Here is a 15,827-nt window from a genome sequence, read left to right on the forward strand (position 1 = left end):
GCCCGCGTCCGAAAGGTCTAAGATGGATAGTCGCAAGGTCATTTTGCTGTTGGGTGCGCTGATCGTTGCCGCGATCTCGGCGTTCATGGCACGATCGTTGATCATTGGCAGCCCGGCACCGCAAGCGAATGCGGTAGCGATGGCACCGGTCGCAAACGGCCCGGAAGTGCTGGTCGCAACCAAGGCGCTCCCTGTCGGGACCATCCTCGACGCGACCTCGCTGAAATACCAGCCGTGGCCGAAGGAACTGGTCGAGAACGCCTATTACATCAAGAAGGGCGGCTTCGATCCGCGCTCGCTGATGGGCACGGTCGTGCGCAATGCGATCACCGCCGGGCAGCCGATTACGCAGGGCGCGCTGGTCAAGCCGGGCGACCGTGGCTTCCTCGCCGCCGCCCTCGGCCCGGGCATGCGCGCCGTGACCGTGCCGGTGCAGACGCAGACCAGCGTGGCCGGCTTCGTCTTCCCGGGCGACCGCATCGACCTGATCCTGACGCAGACCGTCCCCGGTGGCGGCGATGGCCCGCCGCTCAAGGCCGCAGAGACGATCATGCGCAACTTGCGCGTGCTCGCCACCGACCAGCGTACCGACAACGGTGTCGGCGAAGACGGAAAGGCCGTCGTCCGTACCTTTTCCAACGTGACGATCGAAGCGACCCCGAAGATTGCCGAACAGATTGCCGTGGCTCAAACGCTGGGGTCGCTCTCGCTGTCGCTGCGCTCGATCGCCGACAATAGCAGCGAACTCGAACAGGCCATCGCCAGCGGCGATGTCTCCATGCCCGACGACCCCAAGGCCGAAAAGGCGATGCTGACCCGCATCGCCAGCACGCCCGCGACCGGGGGCGGGACGATGGTGACCGGAGCCGACGTCTCGCGTTTTCAACGCAGCACGGTTCCCGGCAAGCCTGCTGATACCTCGGGCTCCGGTGGCGCACCGGGTACCGGGACGTTTCCGGGGGCTGGCACCGGCCCCGTGATCCGCGTCGCACGCGGCAATGCGGTGACCGATGTCGCCCTTGGGGGGAAGAAATAATGCGTAGCGCAACCGCTCTGCACCGCGTCCTGTCGGCGACGGTCATCACCGCGCTGGTCGGCAGTGCGCCGGTCACCGCCATGGCTGCAGGTCCCAAACTTCAAGCAAAGCCAGCGCCTGCGCGCGGCGGGCAACGTCCGGTCACCCATGTTGGTGCCGCACCTGCTGGCACTGTGCGTCCGACGACCGAGGTGGTGCTGTCGACCGGGCAAGGCGAACTGATCAACCTGCCCGCCAACGTCAGCGACGTGTGGGTTTCGAACCCCGGCGTGGCCGACGTTTATGTGAACAATCCCCATCAGATCCACCTGTTCGGCAAGGATTCCGGCGAATCGACGATCTTCGCCACCTCGGCGAGCGGCACGGTGATTTACGCCGCCAACATCCGCGTCAGCCAGAACCTGTCCTCGATCGACCGGATGGTGAAGCTCGCCATGCCCGACAGCGACATCAAGGTGACGACCGTCGGGCAGATCGCGGTGCTGACCGGCACGGTGTCCTCCCCCGAGGACAGCGCGGCAGCGCAGCGCCTCGTCACCGCGCTGCTCAATCCTGGCGTGGCTATCGGCCCCGATGCCGCGCTTAAGGTCGGCGTGATCAACCGCTTGCGCGCGGCAACGCCCTTGCAGGTCAATTTGCAGGTGCGCATCGCCGAGGTCAGCCGCAGCTTCGTCAAGAACATCGGGGTAAACCTCACCAGCCGTGGCTCCGGCAGCACGCTGTTCGGCATTACCCAAGGGCGCCAGGGCACGATTGCCACGGCACCGGGAACGATCGGCAGCGGCATCATCAATGCCGACGGTTCGCTTCCGGGACAAACCGTCTTCACCCAGCCTGCCGCGACCGGCATGGGCACGACGCTTGGCCTGGCCGGCCACGCATTGGGGATGGACCTGCTGTCCTCGCTCGATCTGGGCGAGCGCGACGGTCAGGTTTCGACGCTCGCCAATCCGAACATCACGGTCATTTCCGGCGAAACCGGCTCGTTCCTCGCGGGCGGCGAGTTCCCGATCCCGATTTCGCAGGGGCTGGGCGCGGTCTCGGTCGATTACAAGCAATATGGCGTGAGCCTGTCCTATACTCCGACGGTGTTGGCCGATGGGCGCATTTCGCTCCATGTCCGTCCCGAAGTGTCGCAGCTGTCTTCGCAGGGTTCGGTGACGCTTTCCGGCGTCAGCATTCCGGCGCTGACGACACGGCGGGCCGAAACGACCGTCGAGCTCGGCTCGGGTCAAAGCATGATGATCGCAGGCCTGCTGCAAAACAATCACAACAACTCGATCGACAAGGCACCCGCGCTTGGCGACATGCCCATTGTCGGCGCGTTGTTCCGCTCCAATGCGTTCCAGCGCAACGAGACCGAGCTGGTGATCGTGATCACGCCGTATCTCGTAAAGCCGGTCAACGCCAACGACATCGTCCTGCCAACCGACGGCTATAAGGCCCCGACCGACCTTGGTCGTGTCTTCATGGGTCAGCTTGGCGGCGGCACCACTGGCGGCGACCGCCCGAAGCCGACCATGGCTCCGGCTGGCAGTGCGCAGCCTTCGCTTGGGGCGGCGGCTCCTGGACCGGTCGCGCCGGACCCCATACCGGGGTCGCCGGTCGATCGCCGTCGCGATGCGCCGGCCGCCATCACGCCATCATCCAGCCAAACCAAAAAGGGCGCGAGTGCCGCACCCGGTTTTGACATCAATTAAGGGCCGAGGGACATGATCATGAACAAATATGTGCGTGCGATCACGACCGGCCTACTTCCGGCGTTGGCGCTGTCTGCGTGCGCGGGCACGGAAAACCGCGGACTCGAATCGGTGCATCAGCCGGTGGTCAGCCGCGCCGATTATGCCATTGATGTCGCGACGAGCGGCGACGGCCTGGCCCCGGGCGAAGCGCAGCGCCTCGCCGGGTGGATGGCGTCGTTGCGGGTCGGCTATGGCGACAAGGTCGCGGTCGAGAATCCCACGCCTTCGAGCGGCGGCGTAAAGGACGATATCGCCCGCGAAGCGTCGCGTTATGGCCTGCTGGTGTCCGACGAGGCCCCGCTGGTCGGTGCGGCCGTTACGCCGGGAATGGCACGCGTCATCGTCAGCCGCACAAAGGCGACGGTTCCGGGCTGTCCCGATTACAGCCGCGACACCTCGACCGAATATGAGGCCAATACTTCCTCCAACCACGGCTGCGCGATGAACGCCAACCTCGCCGCGATGGTCGCCAACCCGGCAGACCTGGTGCGCGGGCAAGGCGGCAGCGCGGTCGCCGACCAATTGGCCTCGGCCAAGGCAATCGAAAGCTACCGCAAGGCGGCACCGACCGGAGCCGGCGGCACGACGGTCAAGACGGAAAGCACCGGAGGCAAGTAATGAATGCGCCCTTCAACCCAGCTCGCATCGGCTTGCGCGATCCCTTTGCCGCCTATGTCTGCGACGAAACCGCCGCCGAGACGCTGCGCCCGATCGCGGTGGAAATGGGCTGGGCACCCGAGAAAGTGAACAAAGGCGGCCTGCGCAACGCGGTACAGTCGCTGTCCGTGTCCGCGAGCCCGCAAATCCTGTTTGTCGATCTTTCCGAAAGCGGCGATCCGCTCAACGATATCAATGCGCTGGCCGAAGTGTGCGAGCCGGGCACCGTTGTCATCGCCGCAGGCCAGGTCAACGACGTGCGGCTGTATCGCGATCTCATCGTGAGCGGAATCCAGGACTATCTGCTCAAGCCGCTCAATCCCGACATGCTGCGGGATGCGTTCACCCATGCCCAGACCGTGCTGAACGCGCCCAAGGTTTCGGACACGGGCACCGAACGTCCGCACATCTCCACCGCGTTCATCGGCGCGCGCGGCGGCGTCGGCGCTTCGAGCCTCGCCACCGGTGTCGCCTGGGTGTTGAGCGAAAAGGGCGCACGGACGACGGCCCTGCTCGACCTTGATGTGCATTTCGGCACCGGCGCGTTGTCGCTCGACCTCGAGCCGGGGCGCGGCTTGACCGACGCGATCGAAAATCCCAGCCGCATCGACGGCTTGTTCATCGAACGCGCGATGGTCAAGTCGAGCGAAATGCTATCCGTGCTGTCGGCAGAAGCACCGATCAACTCCCCGATCCTTACCGACGGGGGCGCGTTTTATCAGTTGCAGGAAGAGATGCGCTCGGCGTTCGAATGCACGGTGGTCGACCTGCCGCGCAACATGCTCGTGCTGCATCCGCATTTGATGACGGACATCCAGGTGGCAGTGGTCGTGACCGAGCTAACGCTCGCCGCCGCGCGCGACACGATCCGTATCCTGTCCTGGATGAAGTCCAACGCGCCACAGACGCAGGTGGTGGTGGTCGCCAATCGCGTCCAGCCGACCGCGCAACTGGAAATCAGCCGCAAGGACTTTGAAGGGTCGATCGAACGCAAGATCGATTTCCTGGTGCCCTTCGACCAGAAGCTGGCTGCGCAATCGGCCAAATTGGGCAAGCCGCTAACCGAAGCCGGCAAGGGCTCGAAGACGATTGTCCCGATCGTCGATCTTGCGACGAAATTGATGGCGGTTGGAGACTCGGCCGAACCGATCGACAGCGCGACCAAAAAGAAGGTTGGGGCCAAGGGGCCTTCGCTGATGGGGAAATTCGATTTCAAATCGCTGATTTCCCGACCCGCGAAGAAGAAGTGAGCCCCAAAAAACTCGTGGCAAAAATCTGCGGCGTAAACGCCGTGGTAACGAAGCGGAGCGCTTGATAGGCCTCATGGAACTGATGCCGGTCCTTTCGCTGGGTGCAGGTGCGCTGGTCGTACTCGCGCTGATGGCTTTCGCCTTTGCGGGCCCCAATGCGGAGCGTGCCCGCACACGACGCATGGCCGCCCTGCGCGCGCGCCATAGCGATGCCGCCAACGTGCTGGTCGACGCGCAAATGCGCCGCATCGCGACGGCGCGGAACAACCGGATGGATGCAGCGGCAATGCGCTTCATCCCGCGCCCGGCGCTGCTGAAACAGCGTTTGGCGATGACGGGGAAGACCTGGACGGTCGGGCAATATGGCATCGCCACCTTGGGCATCATCCTCGCCGTCGCGTTGGCACTGATCATTCTTGGCTTGCCGATCCTGCTCGCGTTGCTGCTCGGGCTGGTTGTCGGCGCAGGCCTGCCGCACATGGTAGTCGGCTATTTCATCAAGCGACGGATCGCGAAATTCACCGCCAAGTTTCCCGACGCCATTGAGCTGCTGGTGCGTGGCTTGCGCTCGGGCCTGCCCATCACGGAGACCATCGCCGTCGTCGCGCAGGAGGTCGATGGGCCCGTCGGCGTCGAGTTCAAGAACATCACCGACAAGATGAAGATCGGGCGGACGATGGACGCGGCGCTTCAAGATACCGCCGACCGACTGGGAACGCCCGAATTTCAGTTCTTCTGCATTACCATCGCGATCCAGCGCGAAACCGGCGGCAACCTGGCCGAAACGCTGTCCAATCTCGCGACCGTGCTGCGTATGCGCGGCCAGATGAAGCTGAAGATCAAGGCGATGTCGTCCGAATCCAAGGCGTCCGCCTATATCGTCGGGTCGCTGCCCTTCATCGTGTTCGGCCTGATCTGGATGATCAACGCCAGCTACATGCAGAACTTCTTCGTCGACCAACGCCTAATGGTCGCTGGCGGCGGCGGGCTGATCTGGATGGGGATCGGCGCGTTCATCATGAGCCGCATGGTCAATTTCGAGATCTGATGCGATGAATCCCACCACCCCCACCGGTCCGGTTATCCTCGGCGTCGACGTCTATACCGTCGCGACGCTGTTGGCCGGCCTCGCTGCGTTCATGGTGCTGCTGGCCATCTACGCGGTGACCACCTCGCACGACCCGATGACCAAGCGCGTCAAGGCACTCAACGACCGGCGCGAACAGTTGAAGGCGGGCATTACCGCCTCGACCAAGCGCCGCGCCAAGCTGGTCACCAAGAATGAGACGACCGACCGCATCAAGGCGCTGCTCTCCTCGCTCAAAGTGCTGCAGGACAGCCAGGTCAAGGCCGCGCAGATCAAGCTGATGCAAGCCGGCATCCGCTCCAAGGAATATGCGGTGGCGGTGATTTTCGGCCGCCTCGTCCTGCCGCTGACCTGGGGCGTGTTTGGACTGTACGTGGTTTACGGCACCGAGATGTTCGCGAATTGGACGCCGATCAAAGCCTATGGCCTGGTCGCGGCCAACTTCATCCTGTCGTACAAAGCGCCCGACCTCTACCTCAATAACAAGATCAGCAAACGGTCGTTGGCGATCCAGAAGGGCTTGCCCGACGCGCTCGATCTGCTCGTCATCTGTGCCGAAGCGGGACTGACCGTCGACGCCGCCTTCAACCGCGTCGCGCGCGAATTGGGGAAAGCCTATCCCGAGCTTGGCGACGAATTCACGCTGACGGCGATCGAACTCGGCTTCCTTTCCGAACGACGGCAGGCCTTCGAAAACCTCGCGCAACGCGTGAAACTCGATGCCGTGAAGGGGGTGGTCACCACCATGGTCCAGACCGAGAAATACGGGACTCCGCTGGCATCCGCCCTGCGTGTGCTTTCGGCCGAGTTCCGTAACGAACGCATGATGCGGGCGGAAGAAAAGGCCGCACGCCTGCCCGCGATCATGACGATCCCGCTGATCCTGTTCATTCTGCCGACGTTGTTCGTGGTGATTCTGGGCCCCGCCGCCTGCTCGATCTCGGACGCGTTCAAGCACTAAGGCCCGCGGGTCAGCACGCTTGCCCCCAGCCGTGGTTAACGGCAGGATCGTTGCGGAAGCGAATCTTGGGCGGGGGATGCAAAGGTCATGCTGTTCACGACACCGGAACAGTTCATCGTACTTGCGGCAGTGCTCCTCGGCGGGTGGTTGCTGGGGTATGTCAGCGCGCCGAGCCCGAAAAAGTGGAAGCGCCGGGTGCGGGAGCAATCGGAAAGCTTCACCGCTTATCATGAGCAGGCGCAGGACCAGTTGCGGGCATCGCATAGCCGCGCCGCGAACCTGACCGCCGATCTCGAAGCGCTACGCGCTGACCATGCCGAGGCGGAACGGACGATCGTCGGGCTCCGCAGCGCTGCGGCGGCCGCCACGCCGCCAGCCGCCGCTCCGGTGATCGCTGTCCCGCTGCCCGTGACCCCGCCCCCTGCGGCACCGCTCCCGTCACCCGAGCCGGTCATCGCGGCCGCAGTGCCGGAGGAACCGTCAGCGGCGATTGACCACACCGACACGCCACCAGTGGCAGCGCCCCCCTCCACCGTTACGGAAGCCCCCGCCGCGATCGCCGTCGAGCCGTCACCGGTTCATCAGCCAGAACTGGAAGCCGAGCCGACCGAAATCGCGACGGCAGCCCCGGACCCCGCCCCTACCGACCGTTTCGTCCCGAGCCCGCGCGATTCGCTGACGAGAATCCGCGGCATTGATGACGCGCTGCAGGCGCGCTTGTCCGATCTGGGAATCGTCCGCTTCGAGGATCTGGAAAAGCTGTCCGCGCAGGACGAGATGGCGCTGGAGCAACGGCTCTCCTTGCCCGTTGGCTATGTCGCGCGCGAGCAATGGCGGCCGCAGGCAGCCTTGCTGCGCGCGGGCCAAAATGCCGATCACGCGGCGCATTTCGCCGCAACCGAGCCAGCGCCGCTTTAACGCAGTTCGCACACCGTCGCCCGGCGCGCCGCATCCAGCCGGGGAAAGGCCGCACGATCGGCGACCAGAATCCGGATCAACGCGATCCCGCGGTCCCCAGCGACATCGACGCGCTGATAGCCTGTCGGCACCGAACGCCCAGCGTGGGTGATGGCAACCGCAAACGGCTTCCCCCCCGCCTGCCCACCATTGCGCACGAACACCGCATTGGTCCGCGAATCGAAGATCGACAGCGACCAATAGGGTGCCGCCACCGGCACCGCGTGGATCAGCAAAGACCCTCGCGAGATGTCATAGGGACAGGCCGAATAGGCCAGGTCCGGGCTGGGCCGCACGATCTGGCGGCTTGCCGCCGTAGCGAGCGGGCTGTGCGCGAAGCGGTTGAAGCCGCCAACCGCGACCCGCCGGATCGCCGTCGCCATCAACAGATCGGGCGCATAGGCGATCGCGCCATAGCCGGTGAGCGCCGCGACGAGTGCCCCGGCGACAAGGGGGCCGGTCCAGCGCGCCATCAGCAGGCCTCCCGCGTGATCTTGGGCAGGATGTCCGCGCCGGGATTCCCTCGGCCCCCATCGCTCGGCAAATAAGTGCGCAGGGTCAGTTCGACGCGCGCGATCCCGCCGCTTGGCAACCATTTCGCGGTTTCGGTTGGCGGCGGCGCGGTCGGGGCGAGCAGGATCGTCCAGCCCGCTTTGCCGCCATCGGGGAACGCCGCCCCCGCAACCGAATACCGTCCGGCGGCATTGGGGACGAGATAGCCGTCCGGGTCATACGCCGTCAGGCTCCACCACGCTGCGGGCAGCGCCGCGCCGGTGATGCGGTAGCGACACCGCCCCTCGATCCGCGCGCCCGCGCTGTCGCGGGCGGCGGTGTAATAGCGCGCCTCCTGCGCGGGCAAAGCGAGCAGGCCCTTCAACGCGACCACCGCGCGGGTATAGGGGTCGGCCGCCGCCGAGCCGAAGGTCTGCCCGGTCGTCCACGGCCCGATCGCCACATTGTTGCCGAGCGCCGCGCTGCGCAGGGCATAGACCGCACCGCCGAGCCCGAGCGCGACCCCGGCCACCGTGCCGATAAGATACCGCGCCCAAGCCCTCATGCGGATGCCCCCCACCTCATGCCGCTGGCTTTGCCGCAAGCGCGGCCTGCGCCGCTGCCAGTCGTGCGATCGGCACACGATACGGCGAGGCGCTGACATAATCGAGCCCCACCGTCTCGCAGAACGCGATCGACGCCGGATCGCCGCCATGTTCGCCGCAAATGCCGAGCTTGATGTCGGGCCGCGTCGCGCGACCACGCTCTGCCGCCATGCCGATCAACTGCCCAACGCCCTCGACATCGAGGCTGACGAACGGATCGCGCGCATAGATGCCGCGCTCGACATAGGTCGTCAGGAAGCGCGCGGCGTCGTCGCGGCTGACGCCCAACGTGGTCTGCGTCAGGTCGTTGGTGCCGAAGGAGAAGAATTCGCCCACTTCGGCAATCTCGCCCGCCATCAGGCAGGCGCGCGGCAGTTCGATCATCGTGCCGACATGATAGGTGATCGTCGTGCCGGTATCGGAGAACACCGCTTGCGCCGCCTTGTCGACCACCGTCTTCATCAATTCCAGCTCGCGGCGCGTGCCAACCAGCGGGATCATCACTTCGGGGATCGGTGCCGCGCCCGATTTCTGCGCAACCAGCACCGCCGCCTCGAAGATGGCGCGCGCCTGCATCTCGTAGATTTCGGGATAGGTGACGCCCAAACGGCAGCCGCGATGCCCCAGCATCGGGTTGAATTCGTGCAGGTCGGCCGCGCGCCGCTTGAGCTCGTCGACCGCGACACCCGCCGCCGCCGCGACATCGGCGAATTCGCTTTCCTCATGCGGCAGGAATTCGTGTAGCGGCGGATCGAGCAGGCGGATCGTCACCGGCAGGCCTGCCATCACCTCGAACAATTGCACGAAGTCGCTGCGCTGTTCGGGCAGCAATTTGTCGAGCGCGGCGCGGCGGCCCGCTTCATCCTCGGCCAGGATCATCTGGCGGACATTGGTGATGCGCTCGGCATCGAAGAACATATGTTCGGTGCGGCACAGGCCGATGCCCTCGGCACCGAAGTCGCGCGCGACCTTGGCGTCGAGCGGGGTCTCGGCATTGGCGCGCACGCGCAGGCGGCGCACGCCATCGGCCCACACCATCAGCGTCGCGAAATCGCCCGAAAGCTCGGGCTGCACGGTCGGCACTTCGCCCGCCATCACTTCGCCGGTGGTGCCGTCGATGGTGATGGTGTCGCCCGCATTGACCACGCGCGCGTCGGCCCCGAGACCGACACGCATCACGCCGGCCTTGGCATCGATCGCAATGCCGCCGGCACCGGAAACGCACGGACGCCCCATGCCGCGCGCCACCACCGCGGCGTGGCTGGTCATGCCGCCGCGCGCGGTGAGGATGCCCTTGGCGGCGTGCATGCCGTGAATGTCTTCCGGGCTGGTTTCGGTGCGGATCAGGATCACCGCCTCGCCTGCTGCCGCACGCTTCTCGGCGGTGTCGCTGTCGAACACGGCAAAGCCCGAGGCCGCGCCGGGCGAGGCCGGCAGGCCCTTGGTCAGCACGTCGCGCACCGCCTTGGGGTCGAGCGTCGGGTGCAGCAACTGGTCGAGCGCTGCCGGATCGACGCGCTCGACGGCCTCCTCGCGCGTGATCAGCCCTTCCTCGGCCATGTCGACCGCGATCTTGAGCGCGGCCTTGGCGGTGCGCTTGCCGTTGCGGGTCTGCAGCATCCACAGCTTGCCCTGCTGCACGGTGAATTCGATGTCCTGCATGTCGCGGTAATGCGTTTCGAGCAGGTCGAACACCTTGGCGAGTTCGGCGAACACCACCGGCATCGCCTCTTCCATCGACAGCGGCTTGGCGCCTGCCGCCTCGCGTGCGGCGGTGGTGAGATATTGCGGGGTGCGGATGCCGGCGACGACGTCCTCGCCCTGCGCATTGATCAGGAATTCGCCATAATAGGCGCGTGCGCCGATCGCCGGATCGCGCGTGAACGCAACGCCCGTGGCCGAAGTGTCGCCCATATTGCCGAACACCATCGCCTGCACGTTGACGGCGGTGCCCCAGCTTGCCGGAATGTCGTTAAGGCGACGATAGACCTTGGCGCGTTCCGACTGCCACGATCCGAACACCGCGCCGACCGCGCCCCATAATTGGTCGCGCACGTCCTGCGGGAAGGGCTTGCCCCACAATTTCTCGACCAGGCCCTTATATTCGGCAACCAGGCCGCGCAGGTCATCGGCGGTGAGATCGGTATCGAGGAAATAGCCGCGATCTTCCTTGGCGATTTCCAGCGCTTCCTCGAACGCGTCGTGATCGAGTTCGAGGACGACGTCCGAATACATCTGGATGAAGCGGCGATAGCTGTCCCACGCGAAGCGCGCGTCGCCGCTGGTGGCGGCGAGGCCCTCGACGGTCTGGTCGTTGAGGCCGAGGTTGAGCACCGTATCCATCATGCCCGGCATCGACGCGCGCGCGCCGGAGCGGACCGAGACGAGCAGCGGGTCCGCCGGGTTGCCGAAGCGCTTGCCGGTCACGCCTTCGATATGGGCGATGCCGGTCGCGACTTCGTCGCGCAGGCTTTGCGGGAATTGGCCGCCTTCATCATAATAGACCGCGCAGAACTCGGTCGAGATGGTGAAGCCGGGCGGCACCGGCAGGCCGATCGCGGCCATCTCGGCAAGGTTCGCGCCCTTGCCCCCCAGGAGGTTGCGGTCCCCCTTGCCCCCGTCCGAAACACCGCCGCCGAACCGATACACGTATTGCGTCATGGGTCTTCCCTCTAAGTACCTGTATTCGCTGGGGAGGCGTTTGGAAGGTGAGGCTAAAGTTAGGGCAAAGTGCGCGTCCGTTCAGCCCTCGATCTTGGAAAAATCTGCGACATTGTGCACCGCAGCACGGACCCGATCAAGCAACGCAAGCCGGGCGGCGCGCTTTTCGGGAACGGGATCGTTGACGATCACGCCCTCGAAAAACGCATCGATCGGGGCGCGCAGCGTGGCGAGGGCTGCCATCGCCGCTTCGAAATCCTCGCGCGCGACGGCGGCCGCGGCGGCGGGCTCGGCCGAATCGAGCGCCAGCGCGAGCGCAGCCTCTGCCGGTTCAGGCGTGTAGGACAGCGCCTTCTGCGCGCCGTGCTCCGGCGAAGGCCGGAGCGCTGGATCGCTGGCGTCGTGCTCGGATGCCAAGGCTCCGGCCTTCGCCGGAGCACCGGCGGGTGTGAAATCCTCTTTCTTCAAAATATTCGCCGCGCGCTTGTACCCGGCGAGGAGGTTCACCCCATCCTCGGTCCCGATAAACGCCTGCAGCGCATGGACGCGCGCGAGCAAGCGGACGAGATCATCCTCTTTGCCTACGTCACCATCAATGATTTGTGCTGCTCGAATTATGTCTGGCCGTATCCCAGCCTCCCGCTCAGCATACTCAAGACGATCAAGCAGAAAGTCTCGCACCGCTGCGCTTATTTTCAGGATCGATTTGAACTGATCGGTATCGAACCCTCTAGGGTCAGGCATATCCTCGACGGTCGCGACGACCGCCTTCAGGAAGTGAGGCGCGTTATTTTTCGTAATGAGGTCGGTAATAGCCTTGACCGCCTGAAGAAGCGGCTGACGATCAGCCTCCAGCTTCAGCGGGACCAATCGAGCGGTTACCAAATGGACAGCAGCCAAGACGACGCTGAGCCGAATGTCCGAGGACTTTAGAAGGGCGATGATTCCTAACGCAGCGCGTCGAAGCGCAAATGGATCTTTAGATCCGGTCGGTGGCAAATCGATCGAGAAAAACTGAGCAATCGTATCCAGCTTATCCGCCAACGACACCGCCACCGTCACCGGATCGGTCGGCACGTCATCGCCCTGCCCGACCGGTTTGTAATGATCGCGGATCGCGGCGGCGACGCGGGGGTCTTCACCTTGCGCGGCGGCGTAATAGCCGCCCATCAGGCCCTGCAATTCGGGAAACTCGCCGACCATGCCGGTGACGAGATCGGCCTTGCAGAGCTGCGCTGCGCGATAGGCGAGCGCGGCCAAGTTCTCCCTCTCCCCTTCAGGGGAGAGGGCCGGGGAGAGGGGTCGTGCTGGAATATCGAGGGCGGCGCTAGAAGCAGACTCCCCCTCTCCCCGGCCCTCTCCCCGCGAGCGGGGAGAGGGAGAAGAAATGATTCCCTCTTCCACCAGCCACCGCGCCAGCTTCGCAACACGCGCGACCTTGTCCGCGACCGTGCCCAATTTCTCGTGGAACACGATCCGGTCGAGCTTGGCCGCTTGCTCTTCCAGCGGCACCTTCAAATCGGTTTCGTAGAAGAATTTCGCGTCGGACAGGCGCGCGGCCAGCACCTTGCGGTTGCCCTCGACGATCTTCGCGCCGCCATCCGCCGCATCGATATTGGCGGTGCAGACGAACGCATTCGCCAGCGCGCCCGACGCATCGCGGCACACGAAATATTTCTGGTTCACGCGCGCGGTGAGCTGAATGACTTCGGGGGGCACGCTGAGGAAGGCTTCGTCGAAGCGGCCGAGCAGCGGCACTGGCCATTCGGTGAGGCCGGCATTCTCGGTCAGCAGGCCCTCGTCCTGCACCAGTTCCAGACCCGCCTTACGCGCGGCCATCGTCGCGCCGAGCGCGATGATCTGGCGGCGTTCGGCCTGGTCGACGAGGACATGGCACGCGCGCAGCTTCTCGACATAATCGTCAGCCGACCCGATCGTGATGACGCCGGGATGGTGGAAGCGATGGCCGACGGTGGCGGCGCCTGCCTGCACGCCAGCGACCTCGACCGGCACGATATCCTCGCCGAACAAAGCGACAATGCCTTGCAGCGGGCGCACCCAGCGCAGCGATTCCATCGTGGTCGAACTGGCACCCCAGCGCATCGCCTTGGGCCATGGGAAGGCGCGGATGATCGCCGGGATCGCCTCGGCCAGCACCGCGCTGGTCGCACGGCCGGGCTTGTCGACAATCGCGAACAGCACGCCGTCGCGCTCGACCAGTTGTTCGCGCGTGAGGCCGGTCTTGCGCAGGAAACCTTCGAGCGCTTGCGGCGGGGCGGAGGCCTTGGGGCCCTTGGTCTCTTCCGACACCGCCGCCGTCTCGAGCGGCAAGCCGCGCGCGATCAGCGTCAGGCGGCGGGGCGTAGCGTAGGTGACGATCTCGCTGGCAGTGAGGCCGCTCTTGGCGATCTCGGCGGTGAACAGCTTGGCGAGATCCTCGCGCGCACGATCCTGCATCCGCGCAGGAATTTCCTCGGAGCGCAGCTCAAGCAAAAAGTCGGTCATCGTCCCTCTCCCATCGGGAGAGGGAGGGGCCCGCCGCGCAGCGGTGGGAGGGTGAGGGTGATACGGTGAGCGCTCTCGCCCTCACCCTTCCCACTCGGCTGCGCCGACCGGGCCCCTTCCCTCTCCCACGGGAGGAGGGAGAAATGCACTACGCTGCTCATGCTGCCCATCCCGGGAAGCGCGCTTCCCATTTGGCGGTGTTGTGCGCGATCCACGCGCCGCATGCGCCCTTCGCCAGATCGCGGACGCGGCCCATATAGGCCTGGCGCTCCGCCACCGAGATGACGCCGCGCGCCTGCAACAGGTTGAAGATGTGGCTGGCCTTGATCGCCTGCTCATAAGCCGGGATCGGAAGCTGCTTGCCGAGGCAATTCTCGCATTCGGCGACGTGCTTCTTGAACTGGTCGAACAGGCTGTCGGTATCGGCCACTTCGAAATTCCAGGTCGACATCTCGACCTCATTCTCGTGGAATACGTCGCCATAGCTGACGCCGGCGTCGTTGAACGCCAGATCGTACACGCTGTCCTTGTTCTGGATATACATGGCTAGGCGTTCCAGCCCGTAGGTCAGCTCGCCCGCGACGGGCTTCATGTCATAGCCGCCCATTTGCTGGAAATAGGTGAACTGCGTCACTTCCATGCCGTCGCACCACACTTCCCAGCCCAGCCCCCAGGCACCAAGCGTGGGGCTCTCCCAATCATCCTCGACAAAGCGGATGTCGTGGACGAGCGGATCGATGCCGATCGCGGCGAGGCTGCCGAGATAGAGCGCCTGCAGATCGGGCGGGCTCGGCTTCAGGATCACCTGATATTGGTAATAATGCTGCAGCCGGTTGGGGTTCTCGCCATAGCGGCCGTCGGTCGGGCGGCGGCACGGCTGGACGAAGGCGGCGTTCCACGTCTCGGGGCCGAGCGCGCGGAGCGTGGTCGCCGGGTGAAAGGTCCCCGCCCCCATCTCCATATCATAAGGCTGCAGGATCAGGCAGCCGTGCTGGCTCCAATAATCATGGAGCGTAAGGATCATGCGTTGGAAGCTGAGCGGCTGGGTCACGCCGCGGGCTTTGGCGCAGCGCGGCGGGAAATTCAACCAAGCGTTGCGCCGCGCGAACGCCATGCCACGCTCACATGACTTTTTGTCAGGTGTTGTTGACAATCGCTATGCGCTATGCCCATAAAGTAAGGGTCACCTGACTTTTAGTAAGGGGATAACGACCATGCAAAGGGCATTTGCGAAGGATATCATGAAGAATCGCCTGAAAGTGCTGCGCGCCGAACGCGACTGGAGCCAGGCAGAACTCGCCGGACGGCTCGACGTTTCGCGTCAGGCGATCAACGCCATCGAAACGGGCAAATATGATCCCTCGCTCCCCCTCGCATTCCGCATCGGGCGACTGTTCAACATGGCAATCGAGGAGATTTTCGATGATGGGGAAAACAATGTCGGCTGAGCCGGAAACGCCGTCGGGCGAGGCCCGGCTCAAGGCCTACCACCGCCGCTATACCGGGATCATGGTCCGGTTGATGATCGCCGGCGGGCTGATTGGCGGCGTCGTCGGCGCGGTGACCGCAGCGGGGGAAGGCACCACATTGGCGCAGGCCGCGGCGATCATCGGCGTGGCGCTGTTCGTGATTGCTGCGGGGCTTGGCTCCTATCACTATTTTCGCGCCGTCGATGAGCTGGAGCTGGAGGCGAACAAATGGGCCGGCCTGGCGGGTATCAACGCCTATTTCCTGCTCTATGTCGGCTGGCGGTTTCTGGCTTGGTCCGGGGTCACGGCCAACGCCAATGGCGACGTGATCTTCGGGATCACGATGCTGGTGGCGTGCGCGGCATTTCTCTATCGCCGGTTTCGCTAAGGCGCTTGCACAAGGAT

The 15,827-nt window shown here is 64.8% G+C and carries 14 protein-coding genes; 9 read left to right on the top strand and 5 right to left on the bottom strand.

The features are described 5' to 3' along the window. The first annotated feature begins 22 nt into the window (after positions 1 to 22). The 7 genes from cpaB (at position 23) to ACP7BL_RS05610 (ending at position 7,651) form a co-directional block, all read left to right on the top strand. The gene (gene cpaB, locus ACP7BL_RS05580; RefSeq protein ID WP_033964963.1) at positions 23 to 1,036 is read left to right on the top strand and encodes a Flp pilus assembly protein CpaB; all 1,014 of its coding nucleotides are present in this window, start codon (positions 23 to 25) and stop codon (positions 1,034 to 1,036) included. Beyond that, positions 1,036 to 2,736 carry a type II and III secretion system protein family protein gene (locus tag ACP7BL_RS05585; protein WP_426257819.1) on the top strand — a complete coding sequence of 567 codons (1,701 nt, stop codon included), beginning with the start codon at positions 1,036 to 1,038 and terminating at the stop codon, positions 2,734 to 2,736. Before cpaB ends, ACP7BL_RS05585 begins: the two co-directional genes overlap by 1 nt. Before the next feature lie 12 nt (positions 2,737 to 2,748). Further along, positions 2,749 to 3,396 (top strand): CpaD family pilus assembly protein, encoded by a 648-nt coding sequence (locus ACP7BL_RS05590; protein WP_052192346.1) that lies wholly within the window; start codon positions 2,749 to 2,751, stop codon positions 3,394 to 3,396. Continuing rightward, complete coding sequence (locus tag ACP7BL_RS05595) at positions 3,396 to 4,685, top strand: AAA family ATPase (RefSeq protein ID WP_426257820.1); 1,290 nt, start codon at positions 3,396 to 3,398, stop codon at positions 4,683 to 4,685. Before ACP7BL_RS05590 ends, ACP7BL_RS05595 begins: the two co-directional genes overlap by 1 nt. A 73-nt stretch (positions 4,686 to 4,758) precedes the next feature. Next, positions 4,759 to 5,733 carry a type II secretion system F family protein gene (locus ACP7BL_RS05600; RefSeq protein WP_033964967.1) on the top strand — a complete coding sequence of 325 codons (975 nt, stop codon included), beginning with the start codon at positions 4,759 to 4,761 and terminating at the stop codon, positions 5,731 to 5,733. Between the two features lie 4 nt (positions 5,734 to 5,737). Next, entirely contained in the window at positions 5,738 to 6,733 is a 996-nt protein-coding gene (locus ACP7BL_RS05605; RefSeq protein WP_341203095.1) for a type II secretion system F family protein, read from the top strand. Positions 6,734 to 6,820: 87 nt separating this feature from the next. Beyond that, positions 6,821 to 7,651, top strand: coding sequence for a hypothetical protein (locus tag ACP7BL_RS05610; protein ID WP_209515340.1), 831 nt, complete (start codon positions 6,821 to 6,823; stop codon positions 7,649 to 7,651). On the opposite strand, the gene ACP7BL_RS05615 is transcribed toward ACP7BL_RS05610, so the two are convergent. From ACP7BL_RS05615 to ACP7BL_RS05635, 5 genes are all read right to left on the bottom strand, one after another. Further along, positions 7,648 to 8,163: a DUF1254 domain-containing protein gene (locus ACP7BL_RS05615; RefSeq protein ID WP_033967325.1), complete on the bottom strand. Its 516-nt coding sequence runs from the start codon at positions 8,161 to 8,163 to the stop codon at positions 7,648 to 7,650. The two genes, ACP7BL_RS05610 and ACP7BL_RS05615, sit on opposite strands and share 4 nt — an antisense overlap. Continuing rightward, positions 8,163 to 8,747, bottom strand: coding sequence for a DUF1214 domain-containing protein (locus ACP7BL_RS05620; RefSeq protein WP_033967329.1), 585 nt, complete (start codon positions 8,745 to 8,747; stop codon positions 8,163 to 8,165). The genes ACP7BL_RS05615 and ACP7BL_RS05620 overlap by 1 nt, the downstream gene beginning before the upstream one ends. Before the next feature lie 16 nt (positions 8,748 to 8,763). Then, positions 8,764 to 11,448, bottom strand: coding sequence for a pyruvate, phosphate dikinase (gene ppdK / locus ACP7BL_RS05625; RefSeq protein WP_426257821.1), 2,685 nt, complete (start codon positions 11,446 to 11,448; stop codon positions 8,764 to 8,766). A gap of 81 nt (positions 11,449 to 11,529) precedes the next feature. After that, entirely contained in the window at positions 11,530 to 13,953 is a 2,424-nt protein-coding gene (gene glyS / locus ACP7BL_RS05630; RefSeq protein WP_426257822.1) for a glycine--tRNA ligase subunit beta, read from the bottom strand. A 157-nt stretch (positions 13,954 to 14,110) separates the two neighbouring features. Further along, a complete protein-coding gene (locus tag ACP7BL_RS05635) occupies positions 14,111 to 14,977 on the bottom strand; it encodes a glycine--tRNA ligase subunit alpha (RefSeq protein ID WP_372888706.1) in 867 nt (288 codons plus the stop codon). A gap of 217 nt (positions 14,978 to 15,194) precedes the next feature. Between ACP7BL_RS05635 and ACP7BL_RS05640 the strand changes: the two genes are divergently transcribed. Then, entirely contained in the window at positions 15,195 to 15,401 is a 207-nt protein-coding gene (locus tag ACP7BL_RS05640; protein WP_426257823.1) for a helix-turn-helix transcriptional regulator, read from the top strand. Then, a complete protein-coding gene (locus tag ACP7BL_RS05645; RefSeq protein ID WP_426257824.1) occupies positions 15,376 to 15,810 on the top strand; it encodes a hypothetical protein in 435 nt (144 codons plus the stop codon). Before ACP7BL_RS05640 ends, ACP7BL_RS05645 begins: the two co-directional genes overlap by 26 nt. The last annotated feature ends 17 nt before the right edge of the window (positions 15,811 to 15,827 follow it).

The organism is Sphingomonas sp. DC1600-2 (assembly GCF_049897605.1).
Lineage (GTDB): Bacteria > Pseudomonadota > Alphaproteobacteria > Sphingomonadales > Sphingomonadaceae > Sphingomonas.